Below are 20,791 nucleotides of genomic sequence, written 5' to 3'. Positions count from 1 at the left end.
GGCACATAAAGGCTTCCAAAGTTTGCATAGAAGTGTAGTAGTTCATTTTTCAAACAAAAATTAACAATTTGCCCCCGATAAATGCGTTCAACAACACTTTTCAATTTGTTTGCTGTCATATCCTGTAACAGTAATCATGTATCTGTGTGATCCGGCGTTCCATTTTATCAAGGGCTTAAAAAATTGCGTGGCTTGAATCTCAAAGTAAATAGTGCTTTCCTGGTTGTAGCGTCTGTTGTTTCCTTTACCATCATTGCGGCGGTTGGGAAAAATGGTGGCATGAAATGGCCGTTGAATTCATCAACTGCCACGAGTGAATCTTTAGAAACCAACCTAAGTCAGCTTGCGACTCCTGATGTTTCAATGGAAGCTACGGTTGATACGCCACCGGAAGATAACAATCAAATCGATCTTGCCTATCCGATCTATGACCGGTTTACTGACTGGCTCACTACACCCTCCAATGCTTTCGATCTTCAGGATCCATCCATCGTTGAGAAGAACATTGATTACGATCCCGAAACCAATCAATATATTTTAACGGAAACCATCGGTGGACAGTTTTTCAGGAATCCAACCTACATGTCATTTCAGGAATACCTCGATTATCAGTCAAAAAATTCCGAACAACAATATTGGTTTGACAGGAGCAATGCTGCTTCCGCGCTGTCACAAAAAGGCGTAATTCCGGAAGTGAACGTAAACAACCGGATCTTCGACCGCATATTCGGTGGCACAGCCGTAGACATTCGTCCACAGGGAAATATCGATCTCACTTTTGGCGGTAACTATCAGAATATCCTAAATCCCATTCTTACTAAAAGTCAGCGTCACCAGGGTGGTTTTGATTTCGATATGAATATTCAGATCAATGTGATTGGCAAGATTGGTGATAAATTAAAAATAACGACGAATTACAATACTGGTGCAGTTTTCAATTTTGAAAACCAGGTGAAGCTTGATTATACTGGTTACGAAGATGAAATCATTAAGAAAATTGAAGCGGGTAATGTTTCGCTTCCGCTGAAGGGCTCACTGATTACAGGCAACCAGAGCCTCTTCGGATTGAAAACGCAATTACAGTTCGGCCGGCTTACTGTTACCAATGTGATTTCGCAGCAGCAGTCTCAGGCAGAGAATATCACTGTGCAAGGCGGTGCCCAAACACAAGTATTCCGAATTACAGCTGATCAGTATGATGAAAACAGAAATTTCCTGCTCTCACAATATTTCCGTCAACATTATAATGAAGCACTTGCCGGAATACCAATCGTAAACTCCCAGGTAACCATCAATAAAATGGAAGTGTGGGTGACCAATAAAACAGGCGCCACTGTAGATGTTCGTGATGTAATTGCTTTTATGGATTTGGGCGAATCATCTCCTTATTCAACGTCGCCTGCCGTGGGTCCGCCAACTAACAATGTGTTACCATATGCGAATAACCTGACTCCTGCTTTAAATTCAAACAACCTTTATCCTACTATATCTCACGATCCTTCAGTACGTTCTCTTGATTTTGCCTTGCAGACCTTAACAGGGCCTTCCTATAACCTGCAGCCCATTCAGGATTTTGAGAAAACATACGCCCGCAAACTGGCTCCCAATGAATATACTTTTGATTCCCGTGTCGGTTTTTTGATGCTGAATCAGCAGCTCAATCCTGATGAGGTACTTGGTGTTGCTTTTCAATATACAGTAAACGGCCAGGTTTACCAGGTGGGAGAATTTGCTGCTGATGTTCCTCCCAATGTAGACACGCCTTCTGTATTATTCTTAAAAATGTTGAAGAGCACTTCTACCCGCACCAAGCTTCCAATCTGGGATCTGATGATGAAAAACGTATATTCTCTCGGAGCTTATCAGGTAAATTCACAGGATTTTTTCCTCGATGTTTACTACCTCGATCCCGGAGGAGGCGAAAAAAGATATGTGCCTGCTGATAATATTAATGGAACACCTCTGATTCAGGTGCTCGGATTGGATCGTCTTAATAATAACAACGATCCGCAACCTGATGGTGTATTCGATTTTATCAATGGCATCACCATTAATCCGGCCAATGGCAAAGTGATCTTTCCTGTGTTGGAACCCTTTGGATCAGACTTAGCCAAGAAATTTTCTTCAGCCGTTGCAGCGCAGCCCTACGTATATCAGGTGCTATATGATTCCACCAAAACCATTGCTTACCAATTTCCGGAGTTTAACCGCTATTCCATCAAAGGGTCTTACAAATCAAGTGTTTCTTCTGAAATTTCTTTGGGAGCATTCAATGTACCCAGTGGATCGGTAACTGTAACTGCGGGTGGTCAGAAGTTAACCGAAAACGTGGATTTCACGGTCGACTATAATCTTGGTCGTGTAAAAATCCTGAACCAAAGTCTGTTGAATTCCGGTGTGCCCATCAATGTAGCATTTGAAAACAATGAGTTATTCAGTTTTCAAACCAAAACCCTGTTCGGCGCACGATTCGATTATTATATCAATGATAAATTTACGCTTGGAGGTACCTTCCTGAAATTGTGGGAACGCCCTTACACGGTAAAATTAAATGCAGGCGACGATCCGATATCAAATGCCATTTATGGAATTGACGGAAGCTATACCTCTGAATCCGCCTGGCTTACGAAAATGGTAAATGCCATTCCACTCATCAATACGAAGGAAGTTTCTTCTATTACGCTTTCGGGCGAGGGAGCACGGCTTGTTCCCGGCCATTCAAATGCTATTGGTGATGAAGGAACTGTTTACATTGATGATTTTGAAGGAACACAAACTTCTTATGATTTACGTTTTCCGTTTGCCAGCTGGTCTCTCGCCAGCACACCGCAAGACCCGCAGGGAGGCCTGTTTCCGGAAGGAACCCGCATCAATGACCTTAGCTATGGCTTTAACAGGGCTAAGTTATCATGGTATAATATCGATCCCTACTTTTGGGGAACACGCGCACCAGATGGCATAAAAGGGATTGGAGAAGAACAGAATAACTTTTATTCACGCCCTGTAGAGTCCATTGAGATTTTCCCGCAACAGGACAACAGCAATGAGCCATTCAACCAGAATGAAAATACTTTTGATATACGCTTTGAACCCTCCAAGCGCGGACCTTATAACTTCGACACCGATAGTGCAGGTCAGCAGCTCACAGTTGATGCAAACGGAGAAATTCAACTTCCAAATCCTGAAAAAAGATGGGGAGGCATTCAGAGATCTATAGACCAGACTGATTTTGAAGAAGCAAATATTGAGTACATCCAGTTTTGGGTGCTCGATCCATTCTTAAATTCTGCTACAGAGGGTGGAGATCTCTACATCAACCTCGGCAATATATCGGAAGATGTGTTGAAGGATTCAAAATTTCAGTATGAAAACGGGTTATCCCCGACAGGCGATACCACAATTGAAAATAAGAGTGCCTGGGCATACAATCCAAAAGTGCCACCGGTTACAAGGGCATTTGATAACGATCCTAATGCACGACAGTATCAGGATGTTGGATTTGATGGCAACAGAACCATTGATGAGGGACGCTTTTTCAAGTCTTATCTCGATGCGCTGGGAAATATTTACGGCTTCAACTCTACCCTTTATGAAGTCGCGGCAGCAGATCCGTCAAACGATAACTATCGCTACTTCGACGATCCATTTTACACCGATGCACAAACCGGTATTCTTGACCGCTATTCAAGGTACAATGCAACAGAAGGAAATTCACCCATATCGAGTGGCAATCAGGCAGTTTCTTATGCTGCTACCAACGAACCGGAATCGGAGGATCTGAACCGTGATAATACCATCACTGAAAATGAAGAGTATTTTCAATATAAAGTGCATGTAAGCCCGCAATCACTATCGCTTATCGGACAGAATTATGTAACCGATATGGTTACCTATGATGTTCCTACAGTGAATGGCTACAGTCCGGGACAGGAAAGATGGTATCAAATTAAAATTCCGATCAACGAATACAATAAAAAAGTAGGGAGCATTCCCGATTTTAAATCCATTCGGTTCATACGCATGTATATGACAGGATTCGACACAACCGTGATCATGCGATTTGCACGGATGGAATTGATCCGTAACCAATGGCGGAAATACCTGTTTTCTCTCGAACAACCGGGCGAATATCTTCCAGGAGATAATTCAGGGAGCACTTTTTTCAACCTAACCTCCGTGAGCCTTGAAGAAAATTCCAGCAAATTGCCTTTCAACTATGTGCTGCCTCCCGGCATTCAGCGTGAACAGATTGTTGGCCAGGTAAGTACAACCTATCAGAATGAGCAATCACTGTCTTTGGAAGTGTGCAACCTTAATAATGGTGATGCACGTGCTGTTTATAAAAATATCAACCTTGATCTGCGGCAATATTTTAACCTCAAAATGTTTGTACACGCAGAATCAGAGGCAGGCAATGATCCCTTGAGTAACGGCGATGTTACCGCTTTCCTGAGATTGGGCAGCGATTTTACCAGTAACTACTATGAATATGAAGTACCGCTCATTATTTCAACGGAAGGAGATCAGTCTGCCAGCAATATATGGCCGGACTCTAATAATTTTGATATCTCTCTGGATGATCTGGTAAAGGCTAAACAAGCGCGAAATTTTGCCGGTATTCCACTCACGGTTCCTTATGTGGTGCAACTTGGAAATGGAAAACAAATAACTGTCGTGGGAAATCCTGACCTGGGTATTGTTGCTACAGCCATGATTGGAATCCGTAACCCGAAACAGGGTTTGCCTGATGATAATGGAAATCCTGTTTGTGGAGAATTCTGGTTCGATGAACTTCGCCTCACAGGTTTTGACGAATCGGGAGGTTATGCTGCCATTGCCCGCGCAGACATCCGGCTCGCTGATTTTGGAACAGTTACTTTATCAGGCTCTATGCATACGATTGGCTACGGTCAGCTCGAGCAAAAGCTCAACGAAAGATTTAAGGACGACTACTTATCGTATGATGCAGCCACTGTTTTGGAATTGGGTAAATTTTTTCCAAAAAATGCGGGCATCCGGTTGCCCATGTATGCCGGCATATCAAAAGCCAATAGCACACCACAGTACGATCCATATGATCATGATATTTTGTTGAAAGAAAAACTGGATCTCATCGATGATCCTACGCTGCGGACTGCCGCAAAAAAAAATGCACAAACGTACCGCTCAATCGGAAGTCTCAACTTCTCAAATGTCCGCAAAGTGAGCATGGGTAAAAATGCAAAAAGCAAACCCGTGATCTATTCACCTGAAAACTGGAACCTGACGTATGCTTATACGCGAACATTGATTCATAGCCCGATCATTTCGTCAGACATTACGCGGCAGCATCACGGTGAATTAGGTTATGCCTTTCCGGGAAAATCAAGATACATCACACCTTTTGAAAAGCTGATTCCTTCAAAAAATAAGTACCTTAAGATTGTCCGCGATTTCAACCTGAATTTTCTGCCCACTAATCTCACTTTCCGTACAGCAATGGACAGACAGTTTAATGAAACCATCCTGCGTCCCATTGCCAAGGATGAAATCATTATTCCGACTTACAATAAATACTACACGTGGGATCGGGCGGAAGGTTTGAAGTTCGATATTTCAAAAGGATTGAATCTTGACTTTAATGCACTGGCCAACACCCGTATTGATGAGCCGCAAGGACTGATTGATACAAAAGAAGAAAAGGATTCCATCTTCAATAACATCAAAAATTTCGGCAGAACAACGAATTACAGCCACAATGGAAATATAAATTATACTGTGCCGCTGAGCAAGATTCCTTTCCTCGACTGGACGCAATTGACGGGCCGCTATGGAACCAATTACACCTGGATCACAGCACCATTGGTGCTTGATAGCGCAACTAACAGGATCATTCCAAGTTCGTTGGGCAATACCATTTCCAATACCCAAAACCTGAGCTTTAACGGAGAAATGAATTTTAGAAATCTCTACAACAAATCAAAATTATTGAAGCGATATGATACCAACGCTGCCATCCCTAACAGGAAGAAAGCACCTGGCAGTAAAACTTCAAAAGATAAGGAGGATGAGGAAGATTCAGGCGACAAACCTGCCACCGATCCCAAAAAGTCAACGGCCAACAAAACCAAACCTATTGGAATAGAAGCTTACGCAATCAGGATTCCATTGATGCTGAAACGGGTAACACTCAATTACACGGAAAACCACAATACCGTGCTGCCCGGTTATTTATTCAAACCCAGGTTTATCGGACAGGATTTCAGTCAGAGCGCTCCCGGATGGGGATTTATTTTTGGTTATCAGCCCGATTCGACCTGGCTCAACAAAAAAGCTGATGAAGGATGGATTTCGTCTGATACTACGCTGAATTATATGTTTGTGCAGAATAGTAATAAAAATACCAGTATGAAGGCTACACTTGAGCCGTTTAAGGATTTGTTGATTGATCTCAATTTCAGCCGTACTATTTCCGATAATATTTCAGAATATTTCAAACGACCTACCTCCATTTCTGATTTTCAACACCTGAGCCGTATGGAGTTTGGAACCTATACCTCCTCTTATATTCCCATCAAAACGAGTTTTGTTCCTTTAGAACCCAACGCCTTTTCGGAAACTTTCAAAGAATTTGCAAAGTACAGGGAAACAATTTCGTCCCGGTTAGGAGATGCAAATCCAAATTCAATTGGCGAATTCAGTGATTCTTTACCAAACTATCAAAAAGGTTATGGTCCGTTTTCTACTGATGTGCTGATTCCTGCATTCCTTGCTGCTTATGGTGCCAAAGATCCTAATACGATTGGCCTGGGTTTACCATTGGATAAATTTCCATTGCCCAACTGGCGTGTTACCTATAATGGACTAACCAAACTTCCATGGGCAAAGAAGATATGGAGCGCCGTGAATATCAGTCATGCTTATAATTCCACCCTGTCCATTGCTACTTTTTCTTCCTCCCTCGATTTCGTTGGTGCTACCGGCGATGAAGTTGCATTCCCATCAAAGATTGATTCCCTGTCGGGAAATTTCATTTCCTATTACGATATTCCTGCAATCTCCATCACTGAAGTTTTTTCTCCCTTGATTGGTATTGATATGACCTGGAAAAACTCACTCACCACAAAGTTTGAATACAAGAGAGGCCGCAATCTCTCCTTCAGCTTTCTTGATTATCAGTTGACAGAGTCAAGAACTCAGGAATTCACCATAGGACTCGGATACAAATTCCGAAATGCTACATTGCCTTTCAAAGTAAATGGTAAAAAGAAGCGCTTAAAAAATGACATCACTTTCCTGATGAATGTTTCTTATGGAGATAACATCACCCTAAGTCAGAAGTTGAATCAGGAAACACCCGCACAGGCTACAGCAGGTATGGAAACACTTGCATTTTCTCCAACATTTGATTACGTGGTCAACAACAGGCTCAGTGTCCGGTTGTTCTTTAACAAGCGATACACCATTCCAAAAATCTCCAATTCCTATCCAATCCATTATACCGATGGCGGAGTTACGATCCGCTTTACCCTCGGTCAATAACTTCTGCAGCATTTGCGCCTGATTATTTCTTTCATAGTCAATTTCGCAAAGCCCGTAAAGAGCCTCATGGTTCCTGACTTTGCAAACTTAGCGCCTTTGCGAGCATATTATTTTTTGATGGAGGTGTTACAATCCGTATTCCCTATTCATAGTAAATATTCGCAAAGCTTGTATAATACCTTTTGGTTCCTGACTTTGCGCTCTTTGCGCCTTTGCGAGCGGAACCTTCCTTTATTTTTCGAAAAACCCGTAATAAACCCTGAAGTGCCTGACTTTGCGTTCTTCGCGCTATTGCATGCATTTCATTTTTATTTTCACTCCAATATTTCGAATTCTCCCGTTTAGTTTCAATCATGTTTTATATTTATCGCTCCCAAAAAATATGACAGAGAAAAAAACACTTTCGAGCAATGTGCTCAACATGGCTGTAATTATTGCAGCACTTGGCTACTTCGTAGATATCTATGACTTGCTTTTATTTGGAATCGTGAGAAGACCGAGCCTGATTGCACTTGGTTTTACAGATGATAAGCAGTTGCTTGATATAGGTGCCTATCTCCTTAACTGGCAAATGACCGGTATGTTGGTCGGTGGAATACTGTGGGGAATTTTGGGTGATAAACGCGGACGACTTTCTGTTCTCTTCGGATCAATCATTCTTTATTCACTCGCTAATATTCTTAATGGTACTGTGCAATCGCTGGAGATGTATGCGCTCTATCGTTTTTTGGCGGGCATAGGTTTGGCAGGTGAACTTGGTGCGGGCATTACGCTCGTGGCCGAAGTGATGACGAAAGAACGACGTGGTTATGGAACTACCATTGTGGCTGCATTTGGAATTTTTGGTGCTGTAGTAGGCGGATTAGTCGCTAAATTATTTGATTGGAGAATGGCCTATTACATTGGTGGCGCACTTGGAATTGCTTTATTGATTTTAAGAATCAGCGCGTATGAATCAGGAATGTTTCATCAATTGAAAAGAGAAACAGTGCGGCGCGGAAATTTCCTGAGTCTGTTTACACAACGCAATAGATTTTCAAAATACCTGAAAGGAATTGTGATTGGATTGCCTATTTGGTTTGTAATAGCGGTACTCATAACCTTCGGCCCTGAATATGCGCAGGCACTTGGTATCGGCATCGACGCTGTTACAGGCAAAACAATCGTAACAGGCGCCAATACCATTATGTACCATTATGCCGGCGCTGCGTCCGGCGCGTTGATCTGTGGATTGCTGAGTCAATACCTGAAAAGCCGCAAACGTGCCTTATTGTATTTTTTGATCGCAGATACCATTTGCGTATTTGTATATGTTTCTTTGAAAGGAATTCCTGTGCCTTTGTTTTACTTTTTTACATTCTTCTTCGGTATTGCCAATGGATACTGGTCTGTTTTTATGACAGTGGCTTCAGAGCAATTCGGTACCAATATCAGAGCTACTGTAACTACCACTACGCCTAATTTTGTTCGTGGCGCGGTGGTTCCAATGACCTCTGTTTTTCTTTGGATCAAAGGTTATTCAGGCAGTATTATTACTGCAGCATTAATAGTTGGAGGAGTGGTGTTGCTGCTTGCATTAGTTGCCGTATCGAAAACAACAGAAACCTATGGCAAAGACCTCGATTATCTTGAAGACAATTGAAGCAAAAATAAATTACTCACCTTATCAGGATAAAAATTCATGATCATGATGATGTAACACAAATTTTAAGTTTCCTGTTATTCTCCGTGCATTTTCGTGCTTCCACGGCAATAAACTCAGAGACATTTGTAACACAACATAAAAGGACACAGAAATTGCATCAGCATAAAATAATTATCATTGTACAAAGATTTCCATCCGGCTTTTGAAATTAATTGCTCATACCAAACCTATGCAAGGAAAATTACGTGTAAACATTGAAAACCTTACTCCTGAAATCGAAGGTGGAAGGTACAGCATCAAACGCATCGCTGGAGAACGGGTTACGCTGGAAGCAGATATTTTCTCCGATGGTCATGATGAAATGAATGCCCGTATCGCTTACAAACATTCGAAAGCTTCCGGATGGAAACATGTTGCCATGGAAGCAACCGGTAACGATCAGTGGAAAGGAAGTTTTGTAGTGGAAGAAATGGGATTCTGGGATTTCAGGATACAGGCCTGGGTAGATCATGCAATGACCTGGCAACATGATCTCAAAAAGCGGGTGAAGGGAAAACAACAGGTGGCTGTTGAGTTGCTCATCGGTGCCAATCACCTCGAGAAGATGCTGATGAAAGCAACGAAAAGAGAAAAAACGGAAATCGCAAAAGTGGTGGCACTCTTTCGCGATGAAAAGAAATACGAAAGGGCAGTAGAAGAAGGATTAAGTGAAAAGGTGGCACAATGGATCAGAAAGTATCCTGATGATGCCATCATCTCTGAATATCCCGTTGCAGGAAAGGTTTTTGCCGACCGGAAAAAAGCCGGCTTCAGTACCTGGTATGAATTGTTTCCACGATCAACCTCCACTATACTCGGAAAGCATGGCGATTTCAAGGATGTAGAGAAGGTATTGCCGCGGTTGGAGGAAATGGGAATTGATGTCTTGTACCTCCCGCCTATTCATCCTATTGGTGTTTCCAACAGGAAAGGAAAAAATAATGCAACGGTTGCGAAGAAAGGAGAATATGGTTCACCCTGGGCAATTGGTTCAATGGACGGCGGACATAAATCCATCAGCAAAGAGTTGGGAACTTTAGAAGATTTTCAATCACTCATAAGAACAGCTGCAACGCATGGTATTGAAATCGCACTGGATTATGCATTGCAATGCTCACCTGATCATCCTTATGTAAAACAACATCCCGAATGGTTTACCTGGCGACCAGATGGAACCGTGCAGTACGCGGAAAACCCACCGAAAAAATACCAGGACGTGTTGCCGATTAATTTTGAAACAGACGACTGGGAGAATCTTTGGAAAGAATTAAAAAGCATCGTTGATTTCTGGATAGAGCAGGGTGTTAAAATTTTCAGAGTTGATAACCCACACACCAAAGCTTTTCCTTTTTGGGAATGGTTGATCCGTGAAATAAAAGAACAACATCCGGAAGTACTATTTCTTGCAGAAGCTTTCACCCGGCCCAAAGTGATGCAACTGCTTGGTAAGATTGGCTTCTCGCAATCATACACCTACTACACCTGGCGAAACACCAAACATGAAATTATTGAATACATGAATGACCTCACGCAAACCGAAATGCGTGAATATTTCCGTCCCAATTTCTGGCCCAACACGCCCGACATCAATCCTTATATGTTGCAAAGTGGTTTGGAATCACAGTTCATCACGCGTTTTTTTATGGCCGCTACGCTCAGCTCCAACTATGGTTTTTATGGACCGGTGTATGAAATGATGGTGCATGATGCTATACCCGGAAAAGAAGAATACCTCAATTCAGAAAAATATGAAGTGAAATGGTGGGACTGGGAGGCAACCAATAAATTGAAAGAGCTGATTGCTATAGTAAATGAAGCGCGATATGAAAATGAAGCATTGCAGCAAACCAACAATATTCAGTTTTGCGAAACAAGTAATGACAAGCTGATTGCATTCTTCAAACAGAATGACCATGGCACCAATTCAATGCTGATGGTGGTCAATCTTGATCCTTATTATAAACAGGGAGGAAACATTAAGGTGCCGCTTCACCGTTTTGGCAAGAGTGATTATATTGCTTACGTGGTACATGACCTCATTAATGACACATCTTACACGTGGAGCCGGGAATGGAATTACGTGGAGCTCGATCCTTATGTGATGCCGTGCCATCTTTTCAGAATTGAAGAGGTTTGAAAAAGGATTTCTTCATGAATAATCTATTCAGATCATAATTTAGGAAGTTAACGTTCATTAATCGTAATGCAAATAATCATTAATTGCCTAAACCCTAAAGTATGGAGCAGGTATCGCAAGTTGAAGTAAATAAGCTGTTGCACCTTGCACTGCCATGGGAAGAGCTTGGCAACGATAGACTGGCAATTGAGCAATTGGAAAAGCAAATGCTGCCCGCTTATGTAAAATCGTGCCGGTGGTTTGCCGGCAAAGCAAGACGGATCACTGCTGTTTGCCTCGATAGTCTTCTCACTATCACTGCCCCAACCATTGTCTCAACAAGCGCAACTGTATTTCATTTATTAATTATAAAAGCAAAATACAGGACAGGCAAGCTCGAACAATACTTGCTGCCATTGGCGCTTGTTCAGGCAAATCCTGCTGATGAAATCAACCTTAAAGGAATTATTGGTGCTGTACGCTTTAATGAAACAGACATGATACTCATCGATGCCATTTATGATGAGGCCTTCAGGAAAATGTTGTTTCACCATGTGTATCATTCATCAAAAATTAAGCAGACTAACGGCTCACTTTTTTTTGTAAAAGGGAAAGCCTTCCAGGAAGCTGATTTTTCTGAAAGCATTTCATCACGTGTTCTCGATGCCGATCAAAGCAATTCATCGCTGATTTTTGGTGAGAAATATTTTATGAAGCTCTACCGGAAACTTTTCAGGGAAACCAATCCTGATGTGGAGGTGGTGAGCTTTCTCACAGAGAAGGCCGGCTATTCTCACATTCCTGCCTTTGCCGGAACATTTGGATGGAAGAAGGCATACAGTGATCCAATTACCTTTGGAATGATGCAGGAAAAAGTGGAAAGCATCAAAGACGCCTGGTCACTTGTAGGTGACTATCTCAATGAATATATTTTTGGAGTGGTGGATGGAAATAACACGATCAATCAATTTGTGCTCGACCATGTTGGATTGCTTGCAACAAGAACAGCGGAAATGCACCTTGGCCTTGGTTGCGATCCAAATGATCCTGCATTTACACCTGAACCTTTCACCGACGAATACCGTGATTGGTTGTTTGCGCATTTTGAATCATTGTTGAAACGTCGCATACAATTAGCGAAAGAAAATTTCAATGCATTGGATGAAAAAGGAAAAGCACTCGCTGAATTTTTTATGCAGCATGCTGATACCATCCGCAATTTCTTTTCACGCATCAAAACACAACCTGTTCACTCTTTGCGTACACGCATCCATGGTGATTATCACCTCGGACAAGTATTGTACAACGGAAGCGATTACATAATACTTGATTTCGAAGGGGAACCTGAAAGTTCCATCAGCGATCGAAAGATCAAACATTCACCTTTAAAGGATGTTGCCGGCATGCTCCGCTCATTTCATTACGCAGTAAGTGCCAAGCTTTATTTCAGCGCAGAAACAAAAAACATGGATGACGAATTGATTGAAAATGCAGCGCAGCATTGGTACAAAGTAATCTCTGAAACATACCTTCATCAATATTTTGAAACCGTGAATGAAGGTACCCTGATTGCCGCAGATAAAAATGAACAGGCGTTTTTATTGCAAATACACCTGCTCGAAAAAGCGATCTACGAATTGGGGTATGAATTTAACGGACGACCAACGTGGGTCAAAATTCCATTAAAAGGCATTCAACAGGTAGTAAACGAAATCACGTAGAGACGCGATGCTTCGCGTCTCTCAACAACAATGCGGTGCTTCGCGTCTCAGACAACGCATCGTGCCCCCACATTAAAAACAGAGGCGACATGGACCATACATCATCGGAGCAAAACGGCGAACAGCAACAAGAAAAATTACAGCCTGTAGAAGCATATTCCAGGTTTACAGAATATGACATTAATTTATTCAAAGCGGGCAAGCACTTCAAGCTATATGAAAAAATGGGTGCGCATCTCGTGGAATATAAGAATACGAAAGGCACTTGTTTCGCTGTCTGGGCACCTAATGCATCCATGGTTTCTGTAATCGGAAACTGGAATGGCTGGAACAATCAGTCGCATAAGCTGATTGCCCGCGGCGATGAATCTGGTATATGGGAAGGCTTTATCCCTGAAATCGGCAAAGGGGAAGCCTATAAGTATTTTATCCAGTCAAAATTTGGAGGAGCATCTTTTGAAAAAGGAGATCCTTACGCCTTTTATTGGGAGCAACCACCAAAAACAGCATCTGTAGTTTGGGATACCTGGAAAGAGTGGGAAGATGAAGCGTGGATGGAATTCCGCAAAACAAAAAACAAACTCAACCAACCGTTCTCTGTGTATGAAGTGCATTTGGGTTCGTGGAGAAGAAGTCCGGATGATCCTGAAAAAGTACTCGATTATAAAAAGCTCGCGGAAGAATTATCTGCCTATGCGAAAGAGATGAATTTCACACACGTGGAACTGTTGCCCGTTATGGAACATCCGTTTTATGGATCATGGGGTTATCAGGTCACCGGTTTTTTTGCGCCAAGTTCCAGGTTTGGCGAGCCGCAGGATTTTATGCAATTGATTGAAACGTTGCATAAAAATGGTATCGGCGTAATTCTCGACTGGGTGCCTTCCCATTTTCCCGGCGACGGTCATGGACTGATTTATTTTGATGGTACTGCATTATACGAGCATGCTGACCCGCGCAAGGGATTTCATCCCGACTGGAGCAGTTATATTTTCAATTATGGAAGAAATGAAGTGCGTTCTTTCCTGTTAAGCAATGCTTTCTTCTGGCTCGATCGTTATCATGCTGATGCATTGAGAGTGGATGCTGTGGCATCAATGCTTTACCTGGATTATTCCCGCAAGCACGGAGAATGGGAACCTAACATTCATGGAGGAAGAGAAAATCTCGAAGCCATATCTTTTCTGCAGGAATTCAATACAGAAGTGTTCAAAGAATTTCCGGATGTACAAACCATTGCGGAAGAATCTACCAGCTTTCCAAAAGTAACCAGGATGGTTTCTGACGGTGGTTTGGGTTTCAGTATGAAATGGATGATGGGTTGGATGAACGATACGCTCAAATATTTTTCCACGGATCCGATCTACCGCAAGTATCATCATGAGCAGATTACTTTCAGCATCATGTATGCTTTCGCTGAAAATTTTATGTTGCCTTTTTCTCATGATGAAGTGGTGCATTTAAAAAAATCACTGCTGGAAAAAATGCCTGGTGATCAGTGGCAGCAGTTTGCCAATATGCGGGTTATGCTGGTGTATATGTTCACGCATCCGGGTACCAAGCTTTTATTTATGGGCGATGAATTTGGCCAGTACAAAGAATGGAACCACGAGCAAAGTGTTGACTGGCACTTGTTGGATTTTTCTCCGCATAAAGGGTTGCAGCAACTGATGAAGGACCTGAATGCATTGTATAGCAAAGAGCATTCTTTGTACGATAAAAGTTTTACTGCTGATGGATTTGATTGGATGAAGGTAGATGATGCAGACAACAGTGTTTTGATCTATTGCAGGAAGGGCGTAAAGAAAACAGACATTACGCTCATCGTGCTGAATCTTACACCTGTGGCACGTTATGATTACCGGACTGCTGTACCGCTGGGAGGAGAATGGAAAGAAATTCTGAATGCTGATGCTACTTATTACTGGGGCGCCGGATTTACGACAAGAGGAAATGTTCATTCGCAACCAACTGCCTGGGATGGAAAGAATGATTCTGTGGAGATTGATATTCCGCCAATGGGAGCATTGGTTTTCAAATATGTGGAGAAGCGGAAGAAAAGAAGGGTTCAACTGCCATCAGATCCGGTGATTTTTTCTGAAGAATTACCTGCGCCTAAACCGGTAAAAACAAAACGGATCAGGAAGAAATCCTGATCGATTTTTCAAATGGAAGAGCGACGAAAGTCTGTTCGGTTTACACCTTTGATTTAGAGTGGATGTATTGATCCGTGCCAGTTGCGTCAAGGGATTGTTCATCACATTTTCAAATCCGTAACAACTGGAAAACTGGAAAAGCCCGAAGACATAAGGTCCCCTGGTTACAGTATCTGTACTGACCATTTAGAATGTGTAATCAGTCCCATTCTATTTGAAATCACTTAAATATCCATTAATCTTGCTCCCGGCCGGAATATTTTATGGACTCCCGGCCCATACCACCCTAACAATTTTGCATGAAAAAAATCAAGCTGATTATTCCATTTATCAATACACTTTTTACAAACCCCTCTGCAATATTTAAGGCATTGTATCATGTAGTGGTAGCAAATGACAGTAAAAAAATGGTGGCCGGAAAATTCAATATGACAGCGGGTCTGAGAGAGGTAGACCTGTTACATCTCTTCCCCGGCTTTAAAACAGAAGTAAGCGTATTCACCAATTTGTACGGCGCCTCTTTGCCCATTGACATGGCGATACTGAAGCTCCTGGCACAACGATTCAGCAATGGTGATTACCTTGAATTTGGAACATGGCGGGGAGAGAGTATGGCAAACATTGCACCCTTCACCCGTTCTGCTGTCTCCATCAGTTTATCGAATGAAGACATGGGAAAATTAGGATGGGGAAAGGAATTTCAGCAAATGCAAAGGTTGTTTTCCGGTGATCTTAAAAATGTGAAACATATTGAAGCCAATTCAATGCATTTTGATTTCGCATCCTTACATCAAAAATTCGACTTGATATTCATCGATGGTGACCATAGTTATGAAGGCGTAAAATCGGATACAAAGAACTCCTTTCAGTTATTGAAGAATGAAAATTCAATAATTGTCTGGCACGATTACACAAGCAATTATGAGCACATCAACTGGGAAGTGTTTGCAGGTATTCTTGATGGTGCTCCTGAAGAAAAAAGAAAAAATATTTACCATATCTCCAATTCGCTGTGTGCCATTTACCTGAACCAACCGATTGAATCGAGGCCGTTTAAATACCCCTATTTTCCGGATAAAAATTTTAAAATGACGATTGAGGCAGCAGAATTCAGGAAAAGCGAAGCTTAAGCAGGTAGGAATTTCGTTCAACAAATGCATGCAAGGAGCGACTGTAAATTTTAGCTTCCGTTTATTTATCAATACGTTATTCTGTGGAGCTTAGGTTACATTGACTGATTGACTTCTTATGGAAGTTTTCCCGATGAAAATGTTGGATAAGCTACAGGTGCAGCAGTTTGAGGTTGACCTTACGTTGGTCAGAAATTATTATAGCACATTTCTTTGCTGTTGGATTTTTAATCCAATAAACTCTCGTTGGCGCGGATTTGTAATCCGTGTCTACTGAGCAAAGGGATTTTAATCCCGCCCTTATGAGTATGACCTTCAGCCTGTGGTCGGTGTTTTCACCGACCTCCTCATAGATGTTCCATATAATGGGTTATGAAATCAAATCTTACCTCATTAAGTAAGTAATACCTTGCGCTGGAATAATAGTAGTCTTCCGGCTTCTCAACCAATTTCCATTTTTCTACAACAGGGTTATGATGAATGTAATCCAGTTTCTGCTCCATCACCGGCCTGTTGTGTATTGTCGAAGTGTAGGGCCTTCGTTCCCAAAAATGATATTCCCTGTCACTTTGTGTCGACTTAAAATAAGGAAGTACCTGCGGATGTTTTTCAAGCAGGTCAAATTTGATTTTTTGTGCCGTGAATTTTAGAAAATCGCGTTAAACCTTTTCTTGTGTAAATCCTTCCTGCAATCGCCAGAGAATATGCAGGTGATTTGGCATGATCACAAAACCATAGATCCAAACGCGTTTGTCATTCACTAAAAACTTCATGCTATCGACAATGATCTGTTTATATTTATCTGGCTTTAAAAGATTTTGCCAGTTTAAAATTGTTGCAGTAAAAAATTTGATATAGCTATCCATCAGACAAAGGGATATGGGACGACGAAAGATATGAATGAAGGATGACTAAACCAACCGTTCTAACGCTGGTTGGTGAAAACACCAACCAGAGGCTGAAGGGCATTGCAGTATATCCAAATCCTTTTGACCAGCTGACTTCCATTTCTTACAACATCACTGCCGATGCTGCAGTAACGGTTGTTCTTTATGATCAATCCGGCAAGGAAATAAAAAGACTGGTCGATAATGAAATGCAAAACACAGGCTCCTATCAACTGACATTCGACGGAACTTCACTTCCTGTGGGTTCTTACATCTGCCAGGTGATCAGTGATGGAAAGCCGCAGGTTGAAAAATTGTTTATAGCGCGATAATCAAAACTAATTAAGCATTTGGGTTGAACCCGGGAAGAACTTCTGCCGATAACAGAAGTTCTTCCTGTTTTATGGAACTAAGTGGATACAATAGGTTGAAAAAATGATGAGAATGTTTTAATTGAGAAGTGGACGCATATTCGTTCGCCCAATGTCATCAAGTTAAGGTTAGACTTACAGTTTTCAGAATCTTGAAAGGATTCCATGTTTATAGAAAATGGCTACAAGGTGAAAACGCGATGCTGAAGGCATCGGACCAACTTAAAACAATGTGTGATACCTTCGGCATCAATTATAAGTGAACGTACTTTTTTCTATAAACGTGAAATGCCTTTGGCATTAAAAATCCTTCACTTAATGACATTGCGCGTGGCCAGCAGGGACCTGTGAATCCTTTTTGTTAAATGTTCCAACCAACGTTGTTACGACTATAGATCAGATGGATGCTGAACACGCTCACTATATTTTTCCAAATCCCGCTCACAATTACATTACATTAGCTTTCAAATCTGAAGGTCTTTCGATTTACAATGCTCTTGGTCAATTGTGAGGACCGGTTGATTAAATAATTTACCCGAAGTACGCAACCTGATTTCAGAAACTGACCAACGTTTTATCTTTACTGCATCTATTGCATACTGTTTTCTCACTTTATAAAATTTACCATATGAAATTATGTAATGGAATTACCCGCCAGATCATTTGCATAACGGTGCTCATTATGGTTTTAACAATTGCCGGAAGTACTGATAGCAGGGCAGATACATGGACACAAAAAGCAAATTTTGGAGGCTTGCCAAGAGAGTGTGGCGTAGCATTTTCCATTGGAAATAAAGGATACATGGGATTAGGAGATTATAGTTTATCAAGCGATTGGTGGGAGTATAATCCTTTGACAAATTTATGGACGCAAAAAGCAAATTTCGGTGGTGGAGTCAGGGGCCGCGCCGTAGGTTTTTCTATCGGCAATAAAGGATATGTAGGAACCGGTTGGCATGGTTCGAATACTGATCCGGATCTTACTAACGATTTCTGGGAATATGATCCGGTAACCAATATCTGGACAGAAAAAGCCGATTTAGGCGGCGCCCCCCGACAAGAGGCCATAGGATTTTCGATCGGTAATTACGGGTATATTGGAACGGGCAAAGGTTCGTCATCTAATGGTGGTGTATTTTCTACATCTGATTTTTGGAAGTATGATCCCGCTACAGATTCATGGAATCAAATAACTACTTTTTCAATCAATGGATCGTATGCCGCTGTGGGGTTTTCCATCGGCAATAAAGGATATCTTGGAACCGGAGCCTGGACTTCGAATAGTTTATGGGAATATGATCCTGTAACGGATACATGGACACAAAAAGCGGATTTCGAAGGAGATGAAAGAACGTATGCAACGGCATTTTCCATAGGTAACAAAGGGTATATAGGAACCGGAATGGATGGTTTATATGTAAGAAAAGATTTCTGGGAATACGATCCTGTTACAAATTCATGGACTCAAAAAACTGATTTCGGAGGGGCAGCAAGAGCTGGTGCATCCGGATTTTCAATTGGTACTAAAGGATATATTGGATTGGGAGGTTTTGAAAATGATTTTTGGGAATACACTCCTGATTGCAAGAGCTTCATGGTTTATGCTGATGCGGATGGTGATAGTTATGGTAATGCATCGGACATTTTATTTACACCGGATTGTATTGCACCGGTCGGCTATGTTTATGGCAGCACTGATTGTAATGATGCAGTTGCAGCCATCCATCCTGGAACTACAGAGATTTGCGGTGGCCTGGATGATGATTGTAATGGAATAACGGATGATGTAATGTATCCTGCAAATCTCCTTTCGAGCCTGGTGACCGATTCAAGTGCTAAACTTAAATGGGATGCAGTTGCAAGTGCTTATGGATATAAAATTCGTTATAGTACTACCGGTAGTAATAACTGGATCATAAAAAATTCCACCAACCTATATAAGAAAATTACCGGCTTAGCCGGAGGTGTTCAATACAAATGGAGTGTGAGAACATTGTGCTCGGTATCTCCGGTAAACACGTCCCCATGGTCACCGAATGAAACATTCATCACTCCGCTTCGCATGGGTAATGAAGCAGCCGGGCAAAAAACATCCCTTCAACTCTATCCGAACCCTGCAAGCGACCAGGTTACTCTGCAATTCAGCTTACCGCAATCATCACACATCAGCATTAAGATATTTGACACAAATGGGAGAGCAGTTAAATCATTGGTTGATGCGGATATGGATGAAGGCAGTCAATCAGTACGAGTTTATGTGAAGAATCTTCCGAAAGGAATTTATTTTGTGAGAATGGTTGGGTTGAATGAAATCGAAAATCAGAAATTGATTGTAGAGTAATGGAAATAGTGCCATTGCCTGGTCTTAAAGACAAGGGTGGAACGACGAGGACTGATTCTATACATTTGTTGATGGCATCACTTATCTAACTATCAATGTCATTTTCAAAAGAACTTGATGTGAAAAAATAGTTTGTGTTCAGCATGGCAAAGTCTGCTGCGATTCGCTTTCAATTGTATTCGTGCATTCATAGCAGCTTATTCAGCCTGTGGTCGGTGTTTTCACCGACCTCCTCATAGATGTTCCATATAATGGGTTATTAAATCAAATCTTACCTCATTAAGTAAGTAATACCTTGCGCTGGAATAATAGTAGTCTTCCGGCTTCTCAACCAATTTCCATTTTTCTACAACAGGGTTATGATGAATGTAATCCAGTTTCTGCTCCATCACCGGCCTGTTGTGTATTGTCGAAGTGTAGGGCCTTCGTTCCCAGAAATGATATTCCCTGTCACTTTGTGTCGACTTAAAATAAGGAAGTACCTGCGGATGTTTTTCAAGCAGGTCAAATTTGATTTTTTGTGCCGTGAATTTTAGAAAATCGCGTTGAACCTTTTCTTGTGTAAATCCTTCCTGCAATCGCCAGAGAATATGCAGGTGATTTGGCATGATCACAAAACCATAGATCCAAACGCGTTTGTCATTCACTAAAAACTTCATGCTATCGACAATGATCTGTTTATATTTATCTGGCTTTAAAAGATTTTGCCAGTTTAAAATTGTTGCAGTAAAAAATTTGATATAGCTATCCAATCAGACAAAGGGATATGGGACGACGAAAGATATGAATGAAGGATGACTAAACCAACCGTTCTAACGCTGGTTGGTGAAAACACCAACCAGAGGCTGAAGCTACAGGTGCAGC

At 41.7% G+C, this 20,791-nt stretch carries 9 protein-coding genes and 1 pseudogene; 8 read left to right on the top strand and 2 right to left on the bottom strand.

Features of this window, described 5'->3' with window-relative positions; translation table 11 throughout:
- Positions 1-192: 192 nt before the first annotated feature.
- From sprA to IPO83_06200, 6 genes are all read left to right on the top strand, one after another.
- Positions 193-7,521 carry a cell surface protein SprA gene (gene sprA, locus IPO83_06225; GenBank protein MBK9730865.1) on the top strand — a complete coding sequence of 2,443 codons (7,329 nt, stop codon included), beginning with the start codon at positions 193-195 and terminating at the stop codon, positions 7,519-7,521.
- A gap of 382 nt (positions 7,522-7,903) precedes the next feature.
- Positions 7,904-9,163 (top strand): MFS transporter, encoded by a 1,260-nt coding sequence (locus IPO83_06220; GenBank protein MBK9730864.1) that lies wholly within the window; start codon positions 7,904-7,906, stop codon positions 9,161-9,163.
- A 232-nt stretch (positions 9,164-9,395) separates the two neighbouring features.
- On the top strand, positions 9,396-11,342 hold the full coding sequence (locus IPO83_06215; GenBank protein MBK9730863.1) for an alpha-1,4-glucan--maltose-1-phosphate maltosyltransferase: 1,947 nt from the start codon (positions 9,396-9,398) through the stop codon (positions 11,340-11,342).
- Between the two features lie 101 nt (positions 11,343-11,443).
- Positions 11,444-13,042: a putative maltokinase gene (locus tag IPO83_06210; protein ID MBK9730862.1), complete on the top strand. Its 1,599-nt coding sequence runs from the start codon at positions 11,444-11,446 to the stop codon at positions 13,040-13,042.
- 89 nt (positions 13,043-13,131) lie between these two features.
- Positions 13,132-15,198 (top strand): 1,4-alpha-glucan branching protein GlgB, encoded by a 2,067-nt coding sequence (glgB, locus tag IPO83_06205; protein ID MBK9730861.1) that lies wholly within the window; start codon positions 13,132-13,134, stop codon positions 15,196-15,198.
- A 299-nt stretch (positions 15,199-15,497) separates the two neighbouring features.
- Entirely contained in the window at positions 15,498-16,328 is an 831-nt protein-coding gene (locus IPO83_06200; protein MBK9730860.1) for a class I SAM-dependent methyltransferase, read from the top strand.
- A gap of 347 nt (positions 16,329-16,675) precedes the next feature.
- Here the strand turns inward: IPO83_06200 and IPO83_06195 are convergent.
- Positions 16,676-17,194 (bottom strand): annotated as a pseudogene (locus IPO83_06195) (transposase).
- A gap of 41 nt (positions 17,195-17,235) precedes the next feature.
- Between IPO83_06195 and IPO83_06190 the strand changes: the two are divergent.
- Both IPO83_06190 and IPO83_06185 read left to right on the top strand, forming a co-directional pair.
- Positions 17,236-17,547 (top strand): T9SS type A sorting domain-containing protein, encoded by a 312-nt coding sequence (locus IPO83_06190; GenBank protein MBK9730859.1) that lies wholly within the window; start codon positions 17,236-17,238, stop codon positions 17,545-17,547.
- A gap of 667 nt (positions 17,548-18,214) precedes the next feature.
- Positions 18,215-19,927 (top strand): T9SS type A sorting domain-containing protein, encoded by a 1,713-nt coding sequence (locus IPO83_06185; protein MBK9730858.1) that lies wholly within the window; start codon positions 18,215-18,217, stop codon positions 19,925-19,927.
- Between the two features lie 233 nt (positions 19,928-20,160).
- On the opposite strand, the gene IPO83_06180 is transcribed toward IPO83_06185, so the two are convergent.
- Entirely contained in the window at positions 20,161-20,679 is a 519-nt protein-coding gene (locus IPO83_06180) for a transposase (protein ID MBK9730857.1), read from the bottom strand.
- Between the last annotated feature and the right edge of the window lie 112 nt (positions 20,680-20,791).

The sequence above is a fragment of the Chitinophagaceae bacterium genome (genome assembly GCA_016717285.1).
Classification (GTDB): Bacteria; Bacteroidota; Bacteroidia; order Chitinophagales; family UBA10324; genus JACCZZ01.
Note: the sequence above shows the minus strand (reverse complement) of the source record. Positions and strands in the feature narration are given on the sequence as shown.

What these genes read in the sequence shown, in the direction of transcription:
- IPO83_06220 (MBK9730864.1), top strand. Translation starts at nt 7,904, where the DNA reads ATGACAGAGAAAAAAACACTTTCGAGCAATGTGCTCAACATGGCTGTA.
- IPO83_06215 (MBK9730863.1), top strand. Translation starts at nt 9,396, where the DNA reads ATGCAAGGAAAATTACGTGTAAACATTGAAAACCTTACTCCTGAAATC.
- IPO83_06210 (MBK9730862.1), top strand. Translation starts at nt 11,444, where the DNA reads ATGGAGCAGGTATCGCAAGTTGAAGTAAATAAGCTGTTGCACCTTGCA.
- glgB (MBK9730861.1), top strand. Translation starts at nt 13,132, where the DNA reads ATGGACCATACATCATCGGAGCAAAACGGCGAACAGCAACAAGAAAAA.
- IPO83_06200 (MBK9730860.1), top strand. Translation starts at nt 15,498, where the DNA reads ATGAAAAAAATCAAGCTGATTATTCCATTTATCAATACACTTTTTACA.
- IPO83_06190 (MBK9730859.1), top strand. Translation starts at nt 17,236, where the DNA reads ATGACTAAACCAACCGTTCTAACGCTGGTTGGTGAAAACACCAACCAG.
- IPO83_06185 (MBK9730858.1), top strand. Translation starts at nt 18,215, where the DNA reads ATGAAATTATGTAATGGAATTACCCGCCAGATCATTTGCATAACGGTG.